Origin of the sequence: Sinosporangium siamense, assembly GCF_016863435.1 — a bacterium.
GTDB classification, from domain to species: Bacteria; Actinomycetota; Actinomycetes; order Streptosporangiales; family Streptosporangiaceae; genus Sinosporangium; species Sinosporangium siamense.
This window is the reverse complement of record NZ_BOOW01000018.1, coordinates 1-16436: the sequence shown is the minus strand read 5'-3', so window position 1 is coordinate 16436 and position 16436 is coordinate 1. Positions and strand designations below refer to the sequence as shown.

Genomic DNA, 16436 nt, shown 5'->3' with positions numbered 1-16436 from the left:
CTGGGGAAGCTGCTCGGGAACGCTAGCAAGGCTCGCCGGGGATACTGCCGTATCCCCGCCCCGACCACCTGCCGCACCCTCATCCGCTGCCCTCGAGCACCTGCCGCGTACTGCGCCAACCCTTATAGCGAAACGCGATACATCTTGATTTTCCTCAGACGCGACATATCGTGTTGTATAGATGGATACGCGTCAGGGATGAAGGACGGACCATGCCTCAGTGGACGGTAGACAAACCGGGCCAGTTTACGTTCGAAACCGTCAACGCCCTCAACGTGCGGATCGTGGCCGGTCGAGTCGCCGTGCTGGCGAGCGACGGGCCACCTGCGCTGGAGGTGAGCGAGGTGGGCTCACCCCCGCTCACCGTCACGCATGAGGAGGACGGCACCCTCACGGTGGCCTACACCGACCTTTCCTGGGACGGCATCCTCGGCTGGCTGCGCTCCGGCACACGGTCGACCACGCTCTCGCTCACGGTGCCGAAGTCCTGCCTGGTGCGCGTTGGGGTGATCTCGGCCTCGGCGGTGGTGACCGGGCTGGAGAACCGTACGAACGTCAAAAGCGTCAACGGTGAGATCGTCCTCGACGGCGTCAGCGGCGATGTGCACGCCGAGACGGTTTCCGGTTCGGTGGAGAGCCGCTTCCTCACGGGCGACCTCTACTTCACGAGTGTCGCGGGTGATCTCACGGTCGCCGACGGGATGCCGCGCCGCCTGCGGGCGAACACCGTCTCCGGGCGGATCACCGCGGACCTGGACCTCGCGCCCACAGGGCATGTCACGCTCAACAGCGTCTCGGGGTCGGTGGTGGTGCGCCTTCCCCACGAGGTGAACACCGATGTCACCCTGCGATCGACCTCGGGGCGGCTCGACACCGCTTTCGACGGCTTGGGCAACGCCGCCAAGCCCGCCAACCGCACATTGTCCGGACGTCTAGGGGGAGGCATGGCCTCCCTCAGCGCGATCACGATGTCCGGCGACATCACACTGCTCAAGGGAGAAGAGCGATGAGCCCAGTTTTCGCCCACGGACGACTCCGGCTCTACCTTCTCAAGCTGCTGGAGGAGAGCCCAAGACACGGCTACGAGGTGATCAGGCTGCTCCAGGACCGATTCCTCGGCGTCTACTCGCCGTCGCCCGGCACGATCTATCCGCGTCTGGCGAGGCTGGAGGAGGAAGGTCTGGTCACTCACGAGGTGGCCGACGGCAAGAAGATCTTCTCCATCACCGACCGCGGCCGCGCCGAGTTGCAGGCGCGGGGAGAGGAACTCGACGAGCTCGAGCAGGAGATCTCCGATTCGGTCCGCGACATCGCCCGCGAGGTCAAGGAGGACGTGCGCGCGACAGTGCGCTCGCTCCGTGACGAGCTCACGCACATGGCCAAGGAGATCAGGCGGGAAAGCTCCGACACCGCCCGCGGCACCTGGCGAGAGCAGAAGGAGGAGCTGAAGCGCGTGGGCGAGGAGCAGAAGACCGAGTGGGAGCGCATCAAGAAACGGCACCGCTCAGAGCGTGACGAATGGGTCGAACGGGTGAAGGCCTGGCAGTCGCAGGCCGGTCGGCAGGGCTACGAGTGGCGACGCGTCTGGGACGACATCTGGGCCCAGCTGGGTGGGGCAAAGGCCCCGCATGAGCGGCTCGACCTCGAGCTCGGCACCGCGCTCGCGGATTTCGTGGCGGTCGTGCGCCGCGATGCCGACGCTGAGCACCTGTCGCCCGAGATGGTGGCGGAGGTGCGCGCCGTGCTTGAGGAGACGACGGACCGCATCCGCGACATCCTGCACCCGCATTAGAAAGGGCTTGTACGGCTTGCGCCCACTTCATCTGTGTCGCGTCACCTTGGAGTGATCCGGAACCCCTTGCGCAGGCCCTCGGTGTATTCCGGATCACCGGTGACCCACACCAGATAGTCCCCTCGGCAGAAGATCTTGTCGAACTCCGGCCCCAGGCGGCTTATGGCGCCGGGCCGGTCGCGGAAGGGCAGACGACTGAGGTCGCCGAAGCGGGCGCAGGACTCATGTGGCATCAGGGCGAGCGCCCGGTGCCGGTCGGCGAAGACCAGGTGAGGGCCGCGCAGGCTGGAGCTCTTGGCGTCGCGCAGGGTGAGCGGGGGCTCGGCGGACAACGTCAGCCAGCCGTCACGGTCGACCTCACCGCGCAGGGAACGGGCCCACGTCATGCGCTGGTCGAAGTCGAGGCCCTCGACGTCGTCCTGCATCACGAGCGACCACGGGCCGAAGGTGAAGACCAGCACATGCCCTTTATGGGAGTAGGTGTATTGCGTGCTGGACGACGGATAAAGGGCGACGTATCGGTGAGGTCGCGTAGTTTCCCCGCCTGCGTGATGAGTGGGAGCTGCCCCCACTGCGGGGCCATGATGACCCTGCGCGTCAACCTGTCGTCTCCCAGCATCGCCTCACGGAAACCGGGCGACACCCCTAAAGAGGCGACGGGGAACCTCGCCGGGTAGGAGATCTCGGCCCGCCTGCCGTCGGGGAAGACGACGCGCACGACCTCCCGCTTCCCCACCTTCCTGATCTTCGGATAGATCTCGTTGGGGGGCGTCGCCGCACGTTTCACCGGCGTGGCGGTGGGGGCGACCGGCGCCGGCGGCAGCGGCTCGTAGTCGACGATCAGCGCCACGGCGGGCACGGCGATGAGCACGGAGAGTACGGCAAGGCCGATCCATCGCCGAGGCCCGCCGCCGGGGGGCTCCGCCTGGACGATGTCATCTGCGTCGACGGCCACGTCATGTTCCTGTCGCGGGGAGTGTCCCTTATTGCACCGTGAGCCTGACCTCAAATTCCATGACCGGCGGGTGAGACACCTGTCGTCCGCAGGGCCCATCCCTACCGGAAGGGCCGTTGGACGCACGCACACGAAGATCGGTTCCCTCGTTTCGATAACAAAGTTGTATCGCTAGCGCCCCCTGTCTGATTTGTGACCATATACGAATGATCACGCTGTTACGGTCACTTCTACCTCTTCGTGTAATTGTGGTGTCCCTTGGGCGCTCCACGGCCGGTACGGCGAGGCCACCACCACTGATGCACCGAGGAGCACCATGAGCGGCTGAGAACGGCAAGCCACTGCTCAGGTGCATGTTCCCGGTGGATCGTTCCCGATGAACTAGTCGGGCGCTAAGCACAACGCATACCCCCGCGAAGTGATCTCTCTCACCCGCGAAGGCGCCGGAAACAAGCGCGACGGCAGGGCCACAACTGCGTACTTCGACGGTGGCACGTAGGGCATCTACAAGTACGCGGCCACCCCGCGGACGCCGAAGCCCTCGACAGGAAACCGGAAACGATCAATATGATTTTTCCGGTCGGCGACCAGACCCCGGCCACGCCCCTGAACAGCCAAAACGATGCTTGAATCGTCGTAATGGTCACTCTGGGCAGGCGGCAAAAAGCGCACAGTTAAGAGAGGGAGAGATCGCACTAATCCGATCTCGCCATCCCTTCACAGACGTCTTATCAGGGAAAAGACAAGCTTGATCAGGTAACGGACTCAAACCGGATCACTCCATCAAGCTATCCGGATCCATGTTGATCTGGAAAAATCACCCCTTACAGTTGCGTAACCCCCAACGACCATGAAAGGTATGGCCCTCGTGTTCCCCCCGGTGAGGCGCTTCCTGGCCGCGCTCTGCGGCCTCATGGGTGCGAGCGTGCTCGCCGTGAGCGCATTCCCGGCGAACGCCATGGGCACACTCCCGACGGAGGGCAAGACCGCGCTCGCGGCCCACAGCACGGTGGCTCCGCCGTTCGACACGACGGAGACCAAGCTCTTCACGGTCGCGCTCGCGAAGACCGCCGCGGAGCGGGAGAAGGTCGCGCAGTACTGGCAGCCGGAGCGCATCAAGCGCGCGGAGAGCTACACGCCCGCAGGCCCGGGAGCCAAGGTCGGGCCGACGTCCTCTCCTACGGCCTCCACCCCGGCACCCACCAAGCCCGCCACCCCGAGCCTCGCCGAGGCGGGCACGAGCGTCGGTGCAGGCATGCCGGCGAAGGGGAGCGCCCCGATCACTCCGAAGACCGTCGGCAAGGTTTTCTTCAAGTTCAACAACAAGGAGTACTGGTGCTCGGCGACCTCCGTCGAGGCCAAGAACCGGAGCCTGGTCGCCACCGCCGGCCACTGCGCATATGACGTGCGGCGCTACGAGGCGGCGCAGTACTGGATCTTCATTCCCAGCCCGGAGAGCGGGATCGAGGGCGGGATCTACGTCGGGCACACGCTGACCATGCATGAGGACTTCCCCGGCAAGGGCGACTACGACCACGACTACGCCTTCGTCACAGTGCACAAGGGCTTCACCTGGTCGGAGCAGAAGGACGCCAAGGGCGCCGTGACATACAAGCGCACTGAGGTCGGCAGGCTGCAGGACAAGGTGGGCGGGCTGAAGGTGCTTACCTCGCGGGGTGCCGGCAACCAGACCCAGACCTTCGGTTATCCCTCGGGACCGCAGCCCGACGGCAGCCGCCCCTTCAACGGGCGGACCGTTCACGTGTGCTCGGGACGCACGACGGTGACGAAGTCCCCCACTTACCTGCTCAACAACGGGTTGATGATCGGCAACTGCATGTTCTCCGCCGGCGCGAGCGGCGGGCCGTGGGTCGTCGACTACAACCCGGCAACCGGCAGCGGCTTCCTCAACGGGATCAACAGCCTCAGCTGGAACCTGAAGGTCGACGGGAGATTCGACGCGATCTCGTCGAGCTACTTCGGCGCCTACACGCTGGCGGCCTACCGCCACGCTGAGAAAATCGCCCTTCCGTAGCGTTTCTTCGCATCTCGTGCGTATGAGGGCCCCAGCGTTTTCGCCGGGGCTCTCGGCTTTCGGGCGCGTTAGACGTGGGCCGCGCCGATTCGGTGCCATCTTGGCGATGTGATCTGCGTCACATCAGCGACGTCACGCACCGTATACGCCCCCTTACCTCTCATACGTCACACCTTTCACAACCTTCCCGCGATCTGGGAAAACTGTCCTCACCCTCCGAAACCCCAGGACAGGTAAAGAGCCACTTTAAACATCACGAAACGGTCACAGGCCCTTAGGGGCCGACGTTTCTGCGCGAAGCGGGTTCCAGTTTTCAAGATCAGGACTGTATGGTCCTGGCTATCCCTTTACTGACGCCTGGGACGCAAGAGGCGCCCCACATCAGCGCAAGGAGCTGTAATGAACACCCGAGTTAAGCGCCTGGTTCTGCCCCTGGGTGGCACCATCGCCGCCGCCGCGATGATCGGCGCCGGCCTGGCCGCCCCCGCTTCCGCCGCCCCCGTGGTCGCCACCGACCAGCTCGCCGCCAACCCGGCCGTCGCTTACAGCGCCGCCGAGTTCTGGCTGAAGTCCCAGGGCGACGACCTCAAGCGCGCGACGCAGTACGCCTTTGACTACAAGGCCGTCAAGCGTCACACGCTGGGCTCCTCCGGTGCTCCGGCTTCGGACGGCAAGCCCGGTCTGATCGGCCAGTCGACTGCGCCGACCTCCAAGGTCAAGAACGTCAACCTGCCGAAGACCACCGGTAAGGTGTTCTTCCTCAAGGATGGCAAGGCCTACTGGTGCACCGGCTCGTCCATCCAGTCCAAGTACGGCAACCTGGTTGCCACCGCCGGCCACTGCGTCTACGACGTGGACGGCAACAAGGACGTCCTGGACAAGTGGATCTTCATCCCGGGCTACTACCAGGGCAAGGCTCCCTGGGGCGTCTACGTGGGTAAGCAGGCCTTCACCCACTACGACTTCGACGTCTACGAGGACTTTGACAAGAACTACGCGTTCGTCAACGTCTACAACGGCTTCTCGCTGGGCGACAAGCAGGTTGTGAGCAAGGCCGACTACGACAAGTGGATCGGCGACAAGTGGATCGACAAGGTCAAGGTCGACCAGAAGGCTTACGACGAGTGGCTGGCCAAGGGCGGGACTGGCGAGTACAAGTCCAAGGTTGACCCGGCTCCGGTTGGCCCCGACTACCCCGGTGCGGTCTACGCTCCGAAGGAAGTCATCAAGTCGGTGTACGACGCCACGACCGACAAGCCGGAAGTGCACAAGCCTGGTGCGCAGGCCTACGTGGTCAACGAGCCCGTCACCGAGGCCCAGTACAAGGCCCACGTTGACGACAAGAAGGCCGACAAGGACAAGCCGCGCGGCACCAAGTCCACGGACGGCAAGGGCAACTACTTCATCAGCCACTACTTCGTGAAGCAGTGGGTGAAGCCCGGTGCCGACGCCGAGTGGTACATCGACAAGTACGTCATCGGCAAGGCTGTCGACCGTGGCACCCTGCACAGCAACGTTGGTTCGCAGGGCTTCGCCTGGAACCAGAAGCTGGGCATCCCGGTCTTCGTCTTCGGCTACCCGGGTGGCGAGCACCCCGACGGCAACCGTCCCTACAGCGGCACTGTGCTCAAGTGGGCGTACGGCAAGACCGTCAAGGCTACGGCTCTCAGCCTGAAGGCCGAGGAGCTCGTCGGCATCAAGAGCGGCGCCCTGACCGGTGGCTCTGACGGTGGTCCCTGGATCTACCGTTACACCAGCGCCAAGCGTCTCGGCTACATCAACGGTGTGACCGGCGTCATCGGTGACACCGACAAGAACGAGCGTTGGGACACCGTGGCCTCGGCCTACTTCGACGGTGAGACCAAGGGCGTTTACGACAAGGCTGCTGCTCTCTGGTCCGGCAAGATCGTCGGCCCGAACGGCGAAGTGCTCAAGTAGTCGCCGCCCGGACGCAGGGGTCCAAACCCTGGGTTCGAACCAAAGCGCTAAAAACCGTGGGGCTCGGCATCTGCCGGGCCCCACGGCCTTTTCTGGGGTAAAGCCGCAAGACTTCTTCACAGCACCTGGAGAGTTGCCGTGTCCAACCGTGCCAAGCGCCTACTCCCCCTAGGCGCCCTGGCGGCGACAGCCGTACTCGCCGCCTCCGCATTCGGCGGCCCCGCGCAGGCGTCCCCCGCCTACGCCTCCGACCTCCTGCTTTCCTCCCCCGCCGAGGCGTACGGCGCAGCCCGCTTCTGGCTGGACGCCAACGGCGCGGCCATGAGGAAGGCCCAGGAGTATGTCTGGGACGCCAAGGACGTCACCAAGCTGGTTCGCAGCAGCGGTGACGTGACCGACGGCAAGCCAGGCATGATCGGCCCGAAGCCGGCCACGACCGCCAAGGTCAAGAACGTCAACCTGCCGAGGACCATCGGCAAGGTCTTCTTCGTCGACCATAAGGGCGAGTACCGCTGGTGTTCCGGCGCGTCCGTCCAGTCGCGCTACGGCAACCTGGTCGCCACCGCCGGGCACTGCGTATACGACATGGAAGGCAACAAGGACGTCCTGGACCGCTGGGTCTTCGTTCCCTCGTACTACCAGGGCAAGGCCCCTTACGGCATCTACGTCGGCAAGCAGGCGGTCACCTCCTACGCGCTCGACGTCTACGAGGACTACGACCAGGACTACGCGTTCGTCGCGGTCTACAACGGTTTCTCCGAGATCGGCGCCAAGGACGTCGACCGGAAGGACTACTCCGAGTGGAACGGCGTCAAGCGTTCCTACTCCGAGGAGATCATCGACATCCCGGGCGGCAAGACCGCTCAGGAGCAGTACAACGAGGGCGCCGCCAAGTATCCCGGCGACTACTGGACCAAGGGCTCGGCCTACTACCGCAACCGCTACATCGTGGGCGCGGCCAAGGACACCGGGAGCCTGGCCTCGGCGGTCGGCGCGCTCGGCTTCGCCTGGAACCAGAAGATCGGCGAGCCGGTCATCGCCTTCGGTTACCCGGGGTCGCCGCACCCGGACGGCGACAAGCCGTTCACCGGTGTGACGCCGAAGTTCTGCACCGGCAAGCCGCTGGCGAAGACCTACAAGATCAGCGACTACAAGGTCGCCGACCACGTGGCGCTTAAGTGCGCGATGACCGGCGGCGCCGACGGCGGCCCGTGGGTGATCCGCTACGACAACACCAAGCGTTATGGCTACATCAACGGCGTCACCAGCGTTTTCCACGACCAGGACGCCAACAACCGCGTGGACCACATCAGCTCGCCGTACTTCGACGGTGAGACGCACGGGGTCTACAGCAAGGCGAACGGCATCCAGTCGTCCCGCATCGTCGGAGACAAGGGCCAGCTCCTGAAGTAATCGGCAGGACAGGGGTCCGCCGGCGAAAGCGGACCCCTGTTTTCACACCGAGGTCAATTCCCTTGTGCGCTCGGTGAGCGCACGCACCGGGGATTCCCCTTCGAAGGGCTCAAGCCGCTTTCGCAGGTCGGCGGCATATGTGCGCGTGCGCGCCGACTGAAGTTCGGCGGCCAGTTCCAGTGCGTCGGCCGCGGCCACGCACGCCTCGTCCAGATCGCCGCTTTGAATCAGCCCGGCGGAGAGCAGCGACAGGTTGAACATGCGCCCCCGCACATAACGCGTGTCCATCTCCAGCGACCGCCGCGCGTGTTGTACGGCACGGGCCCCGTCGCCGAGATCCCGGAAGCAATGCGCGAACTTCGCGGAAAGATACGCCTCGTCGAAATAGCCGAGCCACTCGGGCTCGTCGCCCGGCCGGCGGCGGTCGAAGGCGAGTTCGGCCTCGTGGAGTGCGGCGGAGCAGGAAGCACGGTCGCCCAGGGCGGCCAGCGCATGGGCTTCGAGCACGTGGGCTTCGGCGAGGAGCGTATGCACGCCGACGCGGCGGGCGGAGAGCGTGGCGGCACGGGCGAGGTCGAGGGCGTGGGAGGGTTGCCCGATGTAGATGGCCTGGTGACTCATGCCGGCCAGGATCTCGCCGCCGAGGCTGTGGTCGCCTGCGCCTCTGGCGAGGCGCAGGGCCTGCAGGAGGTATCGCTGGGCGAGTCCGTGTTGTTCGAGGTCGTAGGCCATCCAGCCGGCGAGCCGGGTGAGCTCGGCGGTGGCCGAGGCGAGTTCACGGCCGGTGGCGTCGCCGTACGAGCCGTCATGGAGCAGCGGACTGACCGCCGTGTCGAGATATTTCACGACCGCAGAGCGCACCCGGCCGCCGCCGAAGCGGTTGTCGAGCTCCCCGAAGGACCTGGTGACCTCCCTGATGGCCGCGATGTCGGACATTCCCACGCGCCGCATGCCCTTGCCGGTCGGATGGCCTTCCGTCGGCAAGGTGAGCCAGCGCACGGCACCGGCGGACCCGGCGCCGATGGCGAATGTCGAGTCGAGTAAGAATCGACGTCTTTCCACGTCAGCACGCCACAAAGCAGTCACCGCCGCGATCCCCTCCTGCCACGTGCGCGTGAACTCCTGTCCGAGGTCGAGGGGTATCGCGCAGGCGGGCATGCCGAGATCTCCGGAGCCGACCGGACGGCCAAGCCGCAGGGCGAAGATCTCGGCCAGCAGGTCGGGCACCGGGTCGCGGGGGCGCTGACCACCGATCCAACGCAGGACGGAACTGTGGTCGTATCGCAGACCCCCGATGCCGCGTGCGGTGCCGAGGTCGTTGAGCCGCCGGGCCAGCCCTTTATGGGAGAAGCCGGCCTCCGCGATGAGTCGTTGAAGTAATCGGTTGGGCGCGCGTTCCATGGCTCTCCTCCGGCGGTCGGGGTGGGCGGGACTTGGAGCCTCCCCCGCCTGCGCGCGCCGCACGGGGAGCGGCCCTTTACCCAGAGTGGTGACAGAGGGTCCTTGTTATATCACGTTGCGTCATCGATATTAGACGTTCGGAAAGGTTACCGAAATAGACGACCAGGAGAATCGGGACCCACTCGGGTTGTGACCCCAGGTCAAGATCGACTTTTTTCCGCATCCCACGGCGAATGCGCGGAACGCCCTCTCCAAACAGCGGAGAGGGCGTTCCGATATCCCACGTGATTTCACCGATCCATGGCACAACCCGGACCCCTGCCGTAGATCTTGCCGCGACGGCCACCGCGGACAACAGATTCGTACGGCAAAAGCCCACCCTGCGGCAGAGGCATAGTCGGCCGCCGCCCCCTTAAATGCCTCGGTCCCCGCACAGGGCGGGGACCGACAAGAGCTCGGGCGAAAAGCTCAAGGAGCGAAGAAAGCTCAAAGGCGAGCGACGCCGTCCAGGCGCGCCTGGGCGGCCACAGCGGCGGTGACGGCGGGGGCGACCCGCTCGTCGAACGGGCTCGGAATGACGTAGTCCTCGCTGAGGTCGTCACCCACCACCTCGGCCAGGGCGACCGCGGCGGCGACCTTCATGTTCTCGGTGATCGTCGACGCGCGGACGTCAAGAGCGCCGCGGAAGACACCGGGAAATGCGAGCACGTTGTTGATCTGGTTGGGGAAGTCGGATCGGCCGGTGGCCACCACGCGGGCGTGCTTGCGCGCGACCTCGGGGTGAACCTCGGGTGTCGGGTTGGAGAGGGCGAAGACGATCGCCCCCGGTGCCATCGAGGCGATGGCGGCCTCGGAGACCGTCGAGCCGGACAGGCCCACGAACACGTCGGCCCCGGCCAGCGCCTCCTCGGTGGAGCCGGTGTAGCCGCCGCGGTTGGTGTCGCGGGCGAGCGCGGCCTTGAAGGAGTTGAGGCCCTCCCTGCCCTCGTAGATCATGCCCTTGGAGTCGGACACGGCGATGTCGCCGATGCCGGCGTTGAGGAGGATCCGCGTGACCGCGACCCCCGAGGCGCCGGCGCCCGCCACCACGGCACGCAGCTCGGCCAGGGGGCGCCCTGTGAGCTTCGCGGCGTTGGTCAGCGCGGCGAGCGCCACGATGGCGGTGCCGTGCTGGTCGTCGTGGAAGACGGGGATGTCGAGCACCTGCCGCAGCCGGTCTTCGACCTCGAAGCAGCGCGGGGCGCTGATGTCCTCAAGGTTGATGCCGCCGAAGGAGGGGGCGAGGCGCACGATGGTCTCGACGAGCGCGTCGACCTCGGTGCAGTCGAGGCCGATGGGCACGGCGTCCACGTTGGCGAACTGCTTGAAAAGCAGTGCCTTGCCCTCCATGACCGGCAGAGCGGCGGCGGGGCCGATGTCTCCGAGGCCGAGAACGGCGGTGCCGTCGGTGATGACGGCCACGGTGTTGGAGACCCAGGTGTAGTCGTTCACCAGGGCGGGTTGCTCGGCTATCGCGGTGCAGACCCGGGCGACCCCAGGCGTATACGCGAGCGCGAGGTCGTCGGCATTGTTAACTGGGACGGTAGATCGGACTTCAAGCTTCCCGCCCCGGTGCAAAGCAAATGCCGGGTCGGAGTCCAGATCGGGCGGATACGGATGAGAAACAGAAACTGGCGTGACGGCCACAGCGACCCCTGAAGGTAAGACGGACGGGTTCCTTCCATGAGACGGCACTCCGAGGTGCACTCCGGTGGCGGCACTGGTGGCCGCCGGTGACCTCACCTCACGATGAGAGTGACGCCTTGCGGGCACGGGGGTCACCCGTCGCTCGATTGTGTCACACGGTTCCGCATGATCTGCGTGTGGTGGCCTCTAGGGGCGCAGCCACGCCCTCCGGACCGGCCAATAGCACAGCACGACCCTTCCCACCAGCAGCGATGCCGGGACGGGACCGAAATCCCAACTGTCTTTACGCCCGCTTGCCCGTTGATTGTCGCTTTCCACCCACCATCCCTGCTCAGTGGCCCAGGCGGCCCTTTTGACGATCAGCGTGTCCTCCGCCCCCGGCAGCCGGGCCAGGACAAGGTCTCCCGGCCTGATCTGGGCGCGAAGACATACCAGAAGCCGATCGCCGGGGCGGAGCGCGGGCAGCATGGATTCGCCCTCAACTCTGACTCTCATCGTCTAAAGGCCCTCCCAGGCAGGCATTTCCGCATCGGGCGCGAGTAAGGTCGCTAGTGAGCGTTTCTTGTTCTCTCCGAGAGCCGAGACCCCGCCGAGGCCGACAGCACCGTGCCGCGCCGCCGGGGCGGTTCGGTGTCGGGCCGGCCAGGCCCGGCAAGGAACCCTCATGGATCAAACTGACACCCAGCATCACGGAAGGATTCCCCGATGCTTACACGACTGATGCGGCCCGCGCAGGTCGCGTCCGCGCACTGTGACCTGCCCTGTGGCGTTTATGACCCGGCGCAGGCGCGGATCGAGGCGGAGTCCGTCAAGGCCATCATGGAGAAGTACGCGGCGAACGAGGACCCCGTCTTCCGCAGCCGCGCGCTGTCGATCAAGGAGGAGCGGGCCGAGCTGGTCAAGCACCACCTCTGGGTGCTGTGGACCGACTACTTCAAGCCTCCGCACCTTGAGCAGTACCCTCAGCTTCACCAGCTCTTCTGGGACGCCACCAAGCTCGCCGGCGCGGCCGGCGCCAAGGGCACGGTCGACGTCGACAAGGCCGAGACGCTGCTCGCCAAGATTGACGAGATCTCGAAGATCTTCTGGGCCACCAAGGCCGCCTAGATCACTTCGCTGATCGATTGAAGGCGACGCCTCACCCGATCTCAGGCGAACAGGCCCCGTGTGGTGACAAGCCCACACGGGGCCTGACCTTTTTCACCTCATCGCGAGTCTCAGTCCGCAAGCAGGGGTCGAGTGGCTGTAGGTTGCAACTAAGCGGCTCTGCACGAGGAGGAACGTGACAGACGAAATGGCGGCGCGTGCTACGGACGTCTCCGGTGGCATCCGCGACGTGGTGAGCGTCCGGTTGCCCGCTGCGAGCGCCTATTTGTCGGTGCTGCGCACGGCTACCGCCGGGCTTGCCGCGCGGCTCGACTTCACCCTGGACGAGATCGAGGACCTGCGGATCGCGGTCGACGAGGCCTGCGCCATGTTGCTGACTCAGGCGGTCCCCGGCACCGATCTCACAGCCGAGTTCGAGTTGACCGGCCAGGAGATGCAGGTGAGAGTCGAGGTCAACACTCTGCTCACGTCTCCACCGAAGCGTGATGACTTCGCCTGGATGGTGCTCACCGCTCTGGCCGACGACGTCGAGGCGGCGACCGACTCCCCCGACCGCATGGCGATCGTGCTGCGCAAGCGCCGAGGCGCGGCGAGGCCGGCGTGACGGAAAGGACTCGAGCCATGGCCGCCAGCGACAGTGCGGTGCCCGACCGGGTGCGCGCGCGCACGCTCTTCGCGGAACTGGCGGAGTTGCCCGGTGACGATCCTCGGCGCCAGCGGATCAGGGACGAGCTCGTGGAGCTCCACCTGCCCTTGGTGGAATACCTCGCCCGCCGGTTCAGGAACCGCGGGGAGTGGCTCGACGACCTCACGCAGGTGGCGACGATCGGTCTGATCAAGTCGATCGACCGGTTCGACCTCGCTCGAGGGGTGGAGTTCTCCACCTACGCCACCCCGACGATCGTGGGCGAGATCAAACGCCATTTCCGCGACAAAGGGTGGGCCGTCCGTGTGCCGCGGCGGCTCCAGGAGCTCAAGCTGTCGCTCACCAAGGCGATCAGCGAGCTGTCCCAGCGCGAGGGCCGCGCGCCCACCGTGGCGGAGCTGGCCACACACCTGCAGATGACCGAGGAAGAGGTCCTGGAGGGCCTGGAGTCGGCCAACGCCTATTCCACGGTGTCTCTGGACGCGCCCGACTCCGGCGACGACGACGCGCCGGCCGTGGCCGACTCGCTCGGCATCATGGACGAGTCGCTGGAGGGCGTCGAATACCGCGAGTCGCTTAAGCCGTTGCTTGAGCGCCTGCCACCGCGTGAGAAGCGCATCCTGCTGCTGCGGTTCTTCGGCAACATGACTCAGTCGCAGATCGCGACGGAGCTCGGCATCTCGCAGATGCACGTGTCCCGTCTGCTCGCCCGCACCCTCGCCCAGCTCCGCGAGGGCCTCACCGCCGACGACTGACCGCCGGAGGCCCCAAGACCACCCACCGTGGCCCTCGCTCCGCTCACCAGCGCGGAGCCGGGGCCACGAGGTTTTCCTCCCCGGATAGCCCGTCCAAGCCCGTGAAGGGACTTCAGCGACGTTTGTCGTCGTCGTGGTAGAGGACCGCCGTGGTAGCGGGGGCCAGGAGGCCCACGAGGCCGAGGACGGCGACGACCGCCACGACGATGCCCATCACATAGCGGTCGGACTGGATCAATGTGACCGCGACCGGGGCGAGGAAGATCTGTGCCACCACGCCCGGCCCGCGCCCCCAGCGCTCGCCCCGCAGCAGCCCGTAAGCCACCCACAGCAGCGCGGCCCCGACCAGAACGCCGAACACGGCCACGCCGATCGACGAGGTGAGGCTCTCCGGGGAGCCTGCGAAGGTCTCGACCGCGACGGAAGCGCCGAGCCCGAGGGCGGTCAGGCCCTCGAGCGCGACGACGACGGCGGCGAGATACAGGGGCAGCGGACGGTTCGACACGCTGGAAACCCTACTCGCAGCACACCTCGGGCGCGGTCGAGGCGTGCAGTGGCGCGGGCCGTCTCTAGCGGATTTCCCGCCGTCCCCCGAAACGACCCGCGCTCCACATTCCCCCGTACGACAAACACTCTGCTCCGCCGCTGTAGAGGAGGCGTATATATCGCGTATATTCCCGCCGGGCCAGGTGAGGCCGGTCTCCTTCCGGCTGCGGGACCTGAGACGTGTGTGGTGCCGGATACGCTGGCGACATGCGGGCCATGCTCCTGGTCAATCCGAAGGCGACCACCACCCATTCGCGCACCACCGACGTGCTCATCCGGGCACTCGGCGCGGCCGTCGATCTTTCCGTGGAGGAAACGTGTTATCGCGGGCACGCGGCGGTCCTGGCGAGCAACGCTCACGCCAAGGGTTATGACGTGGTGGTGGTGCTCGGCGGCGACGGAACGGTCAACGAGACCGTCAACGGCCTGCTCACCCCAAGCGACCTCGACGATCATGCTCCCCCGGCCGGCTCCGATACGGACGGTCCCGGCGGACGTGCCCCCCGCACAAGATCCGGGGGCCGGTCCAGGCCGGCCGTCGACGGCGGGGCAGCACGGCGGCCGGCGCTGGCGGTGATCCCCGGTGGCAGCGCGAACGTCTTCGCGCGGGCATTGGGCCTGCCCAACGACCCCGTGGAGGCCACCGGCGCGATCCTGGAGGCGCTGCGCGACGGACGCCGCCGTTCAGTGGGGCTCGGCCAGGCGCTCTGGGAGGACGAGAGCAGATACTTCACGTTCTGTTCGGGTCTCGGCTACGACGCCGAGGTGATCCGGGCCGTGGAGGGCCTCAGAAGCGCGGGATATACGGCGAGGCACACGCTCTACATGGGCACGGCGCTGCGCCACTTCCTCATGACCGACCGGCGGCACGCGGCGATGTCGGTCGAGGGGCCAGGCATCTCTTCCACCGACGGAGTGTTCATGGCGATCATCACGAACACCTCTCCCTGGACATATGTCGGACAATATCCGGTGACCCCCACGCCGTGGTCGAGCTTCGACACCGGTCTCGACATGCTGGGGTTGCGCCGTTTGAAGCTGAGCAACATCCTGGCCCTCGTGCCGCAGATTCTGGGCGAGCGGGACACTCTGCCGATCGGCCGGAACCTCTTCCAGTTGCACGATGAGGCCGAATTCACACTCACGGCGGAGCGGCCGACGGCGTTCCAGCTGGACGGCGACTACCTGGGCGAACGTGAGCGGGTGACCTTCCGCTCTATCCCGCAAGCGTTACAAGTTCTGGTCTAGTTGGTTACATTCCGTCATAGTGTGACGGATCCGACATCCATGACCGTCAAAACTTCAGTCCAAACCTCTTGCGTGTACTGAGCGTGGCTGACACTCTCAAGAATGACGTCGGAACGTAGGACCTTTGCGGTGGACCTGCACCTCACAGGCCCGGCGATCATACGAACCCCCCGGACCTCCATGGGCCGGGACCTGTTCGCGACGGCTAGTGAAATGCTTCACAAGCGTTTGCCGCACTAGGAGCCGCGCAAGAGGCTCCTCACACGAAGGAGTGGAACGCATGGACTGGCGCCACCGAGCTGCCTGCCGTGACGTGGACCCCGAGCTGTTCTTCCCGATCGGCAACACCGGCCCCGCGCTGATGCAGATCGAGGAAGCCAAGCAGGTCTGCAGGCAGTGCACCGTCAGCGAAGCCTGCCTGAAGTGGGCCCTTGAGTCCGGCCAGGACGCCGGCGTCTGGGGCGGCCTGAGCGAGGACGAGCGTCGCGCCCTCAAGCGCCGCACGGCCCGCGCACGCGCACGCGCCTCGGTCTGACCCCCAGGGGCCTTCGCGCCCCCGACCTTGACAGCCGACATCTTCTGGAGACTTCCACCTGCTCTCGCTCCGGCGTCTTGCGGTGAAGAACACATAGTCTTCCACGGACCCAGACCGCTAACGACAACGGCCCGGCCTTTCTGAGGATTTCAGCAGGCCGACCTCCACATCCGACGGACCCCCAAGGGCGTTGAGAGCGGGATCTCGCAGTGGGGCACTGCGAGATCTTTGCGTATCCGGCGCCGGGCGAGGCCGGGCACCCGCGACGACGTGACCGCGGCCTCACATGGCAGCGCTCCCCAAAGGCAGCGCTCCCCAAAGGCAGCGCTCCCCAAAGGCAGCGCTCCCCAAAGGCAGCGCTCCCCAAAGGCAGCGCTCC

General features: G+C 66.0%; 16 protein-coding genes. 10 read left to right on the top strand and 6 right to left on the bottom strand.

Going from position 1 to position 16436, the window contains the following annotated elements:
- Window positions 1–212: 212 nt before the first annotated feature.
- The gene (locus Ssi02_RS13465) at window positions 213–1010 is read left to right on the top strand and encodes a DUF4097 family beta strand repeat-containing protein (protein WP_204025430.1); all 798 of its coding nucleotides are present in this window, start codon (window positions 213–215) and stop codon (window positions 1008–1010) included.
- Window positions 1007–1792 (top strand): PadR family transcriptional regulator, encoded by a 786-nt coding sequence (locus Ssi02_RS13460; protein WP_204025428.1) that lies wholly within the window; start codon window positions 1007–1009, stop codon window positions 1790–1792. Before Ssi02_RS13465 ends, Ssi02_RS13460 begins: the two co-directional genes overlap by 4 nt.
- Before the next feature lie 41 nt (window positions 1793–1833).
- Here Ssi02_RS13460 and Ssi02_RS13455 read toward each other — a convergent pair whose 3' ends face one another.
- The gene (locus Ssi02_RS13455) at window positions 1834–2253 is read right to left on the bottom strand and encodes a hypothetical protein (protein WP_204025426.1); all 420 of its coding nucleotides are present in this window, start codon (window positions 2251–2253) and stop codon (window positions 1834–1836) included.
- A complete protein-coding gene (locus Ssi02_RS13450) occupies window positions 2217–2747 on the bottom strand; it encodes a hypothetical protein (RefSeq protein WP_204025425.1) in 531 nt (176 codons plus the stop codon). Before Ssi02_RS13450 ends, Ssi02_RS13455 begins: the two co-directional genes overlap by 37 nt.
- Window positions 2748–3615: 868 nt before the next feature.
- Between Ssi02_RS13450 and Ssi02_RS13445 the strand changes: the two genes are divergently transcribed.
- The 3 genes from Ssi02_RS13445 (at window position 3616) to Ssi02_RS13435 (ending at window position 8133) form a co-directional block, all read left to right on the top strand.
- Window positions 3616–4782 (top strand): trypsin-like serine protease, encoded by a 1167-nt coding sequence (locus Ssi02_RS13445; protein ID WP_204025424.1) that lies wholly within the window; start codon window positions 3616–3618, stop codon window positions 4780–4782.
- Between the two features lie 399 nt (window positions 4783–5181).
- Window positions 5182–6720, top strand: a complete 1539-nt coding sequence (locus Ssi02_RS13440; protein WP_204025423.1) for a trypsin-like serine peptidase — start codon at window positions 5182–5184, stop codon at window positions 6718–6720.
- A 138-nt stretch (window positions 6721–6858) separates the two neighbouring features.
- Window positions 6859–8133 carry a trypsin-like serine peptidase gene (locus tag Ssi02_RS13435; protein WP_204025422.1) on the top strand — a complete coding sequence of 425 codons (1275 nt, stop codon included), beginning with the start codon at window positions 6859–6861 and terminating at the stop codon, window positions 8131–8133.
- 42 nt (window positions 8134–8175) lie between these two features.
- Here Ssi02_RS13435 and Ssi02_RS13430 read toward each other — a convergent pair whose 3' ends face one another.
- From Ssi02_RS13430 to sodX, 3 genes are all read right to left on the bottom strand, one after another.
- Window positions 8176–9534 (bottom strand): NsdA family TPR-like regulatory protein, encoded by a 1359-nt coding sequence (locus tag Ssi02_RS13430; protein ID WP_204025421.1) that lies wholly within the window; start codon window positions 9532–9534, stop codon window positions 8176–8178.
- A gap of 486 nt (window positions 9535–10020) precedes the next feature.
- Window positions 10021–11220: an NAD(P)-dependent malic enzyme gene (locus tag Ssi02_RS13425; protein ID WP_204025420.1), complete on the bottom strand. Its 1200-nt coding sequence runs from the start codon at window positions 11218–11220 to the stop codon at window positions 10021–10023.
- 186 nt (window positions 11221–11406) lie between these two features.
- Window positions 11407–11715, bottom strand: coding sequence for a nickel-type superoxide dismutase maturation protease (gene sodX / locus Ssi02_RS13420; protein ID WP_204025418.1), 309 nt, complete (start codon window positions 11713–11715; stop codon window positions 11407–11409).
- A gap of 210 nt (window positions 11716–11925) precedes the next feature.
- Here sodX and sodN point away from each other — a divergent pair, with 210 nt between their 5' ends.
- From sodN to Ssi02_RS13405, 3 genes are all read left to right on the top strand, one after another.
- A complete protein-coding gene (gene sodN, locus Ssi02_RS13415) occupies window positions 11926–12327 on the top strand; it encodes a superoxide dismutase, Ni (protein ID WP_204025416.1) in 402 nt (133 codons plus the stop codon).
- Between the two features lie 175 nt (window positions 12328–12502).
- Complete coding sequence (locus Ssi02_RS13410) at window positions 12503–12931, top strand: ATP-binding protein (protein ID WP_239128888.1); 429 nt, start codon at window positions 12503–12505, stop codon at window positions 12929–12931.
- Window positions 12932–12948: 17 nt separating this feature from the next.
- The gene (locus Ssi02_RS13405) at window positions 12949–13728 is read left to right on the top strand and encodes an RNA polymerase sigma factor SigF (protein WP_204025414.1); all 780 of its coding nucleotides are present in this window, start codon (window positions 12949–12951) and stop codon (window positions 13726–13728) included.
- Window positions 13729–13840: 112 nt separating this feature from the next.
- On the opposite strand, the gene Ssi02_RS13400 is transcribed toward Ssi02_RS13405, so the two are convergent.
- A complete protein-coding gene (locus tag Ssi02_RS13400; protein ID WP_204025412.1) occupies window positions 13841–14233 on the bottom strand; it encodes a hypothetical protein in 393 nt (130 codons plus the stop codon).
- Window positions 14234–14481: 248 nt separating this feature from the next.
- On the opposite strand from Ssi02_RS13400, the gene Ssi02_RS13395 reads away from it, so the two are divergent.
- Together Ssi02_RS13395 and Ssi02_RS13390 are read left to right on the top strand one after the other, a co-directional pair.
- Window positions 14482–15522: a diacylglycerol/lipid kinase family protein gene (locus Ssi02_RS13395; RefSeq protein WP_204025411.1), complete on the top strand. Its 1041-nt coding sequence runs from the start codon at window positions 14482–14484 to the stop codon at window positions 15520–15522.
- A gap of 280 nt (window positions 15523–15802) precedes the next feature.
- Window positions 15803–16057, top strand: coding sequence for a WhiB family transcriptional regulator (locus Ssi02_RS13390; RefSeq protein ID WP_204025410.1), 255 nt, complete (start codon window positions 15803–15805; stop codon window positions 16055–16057).
- Window positions 16058–16436 lie beyond the last annotated feature (379 nt).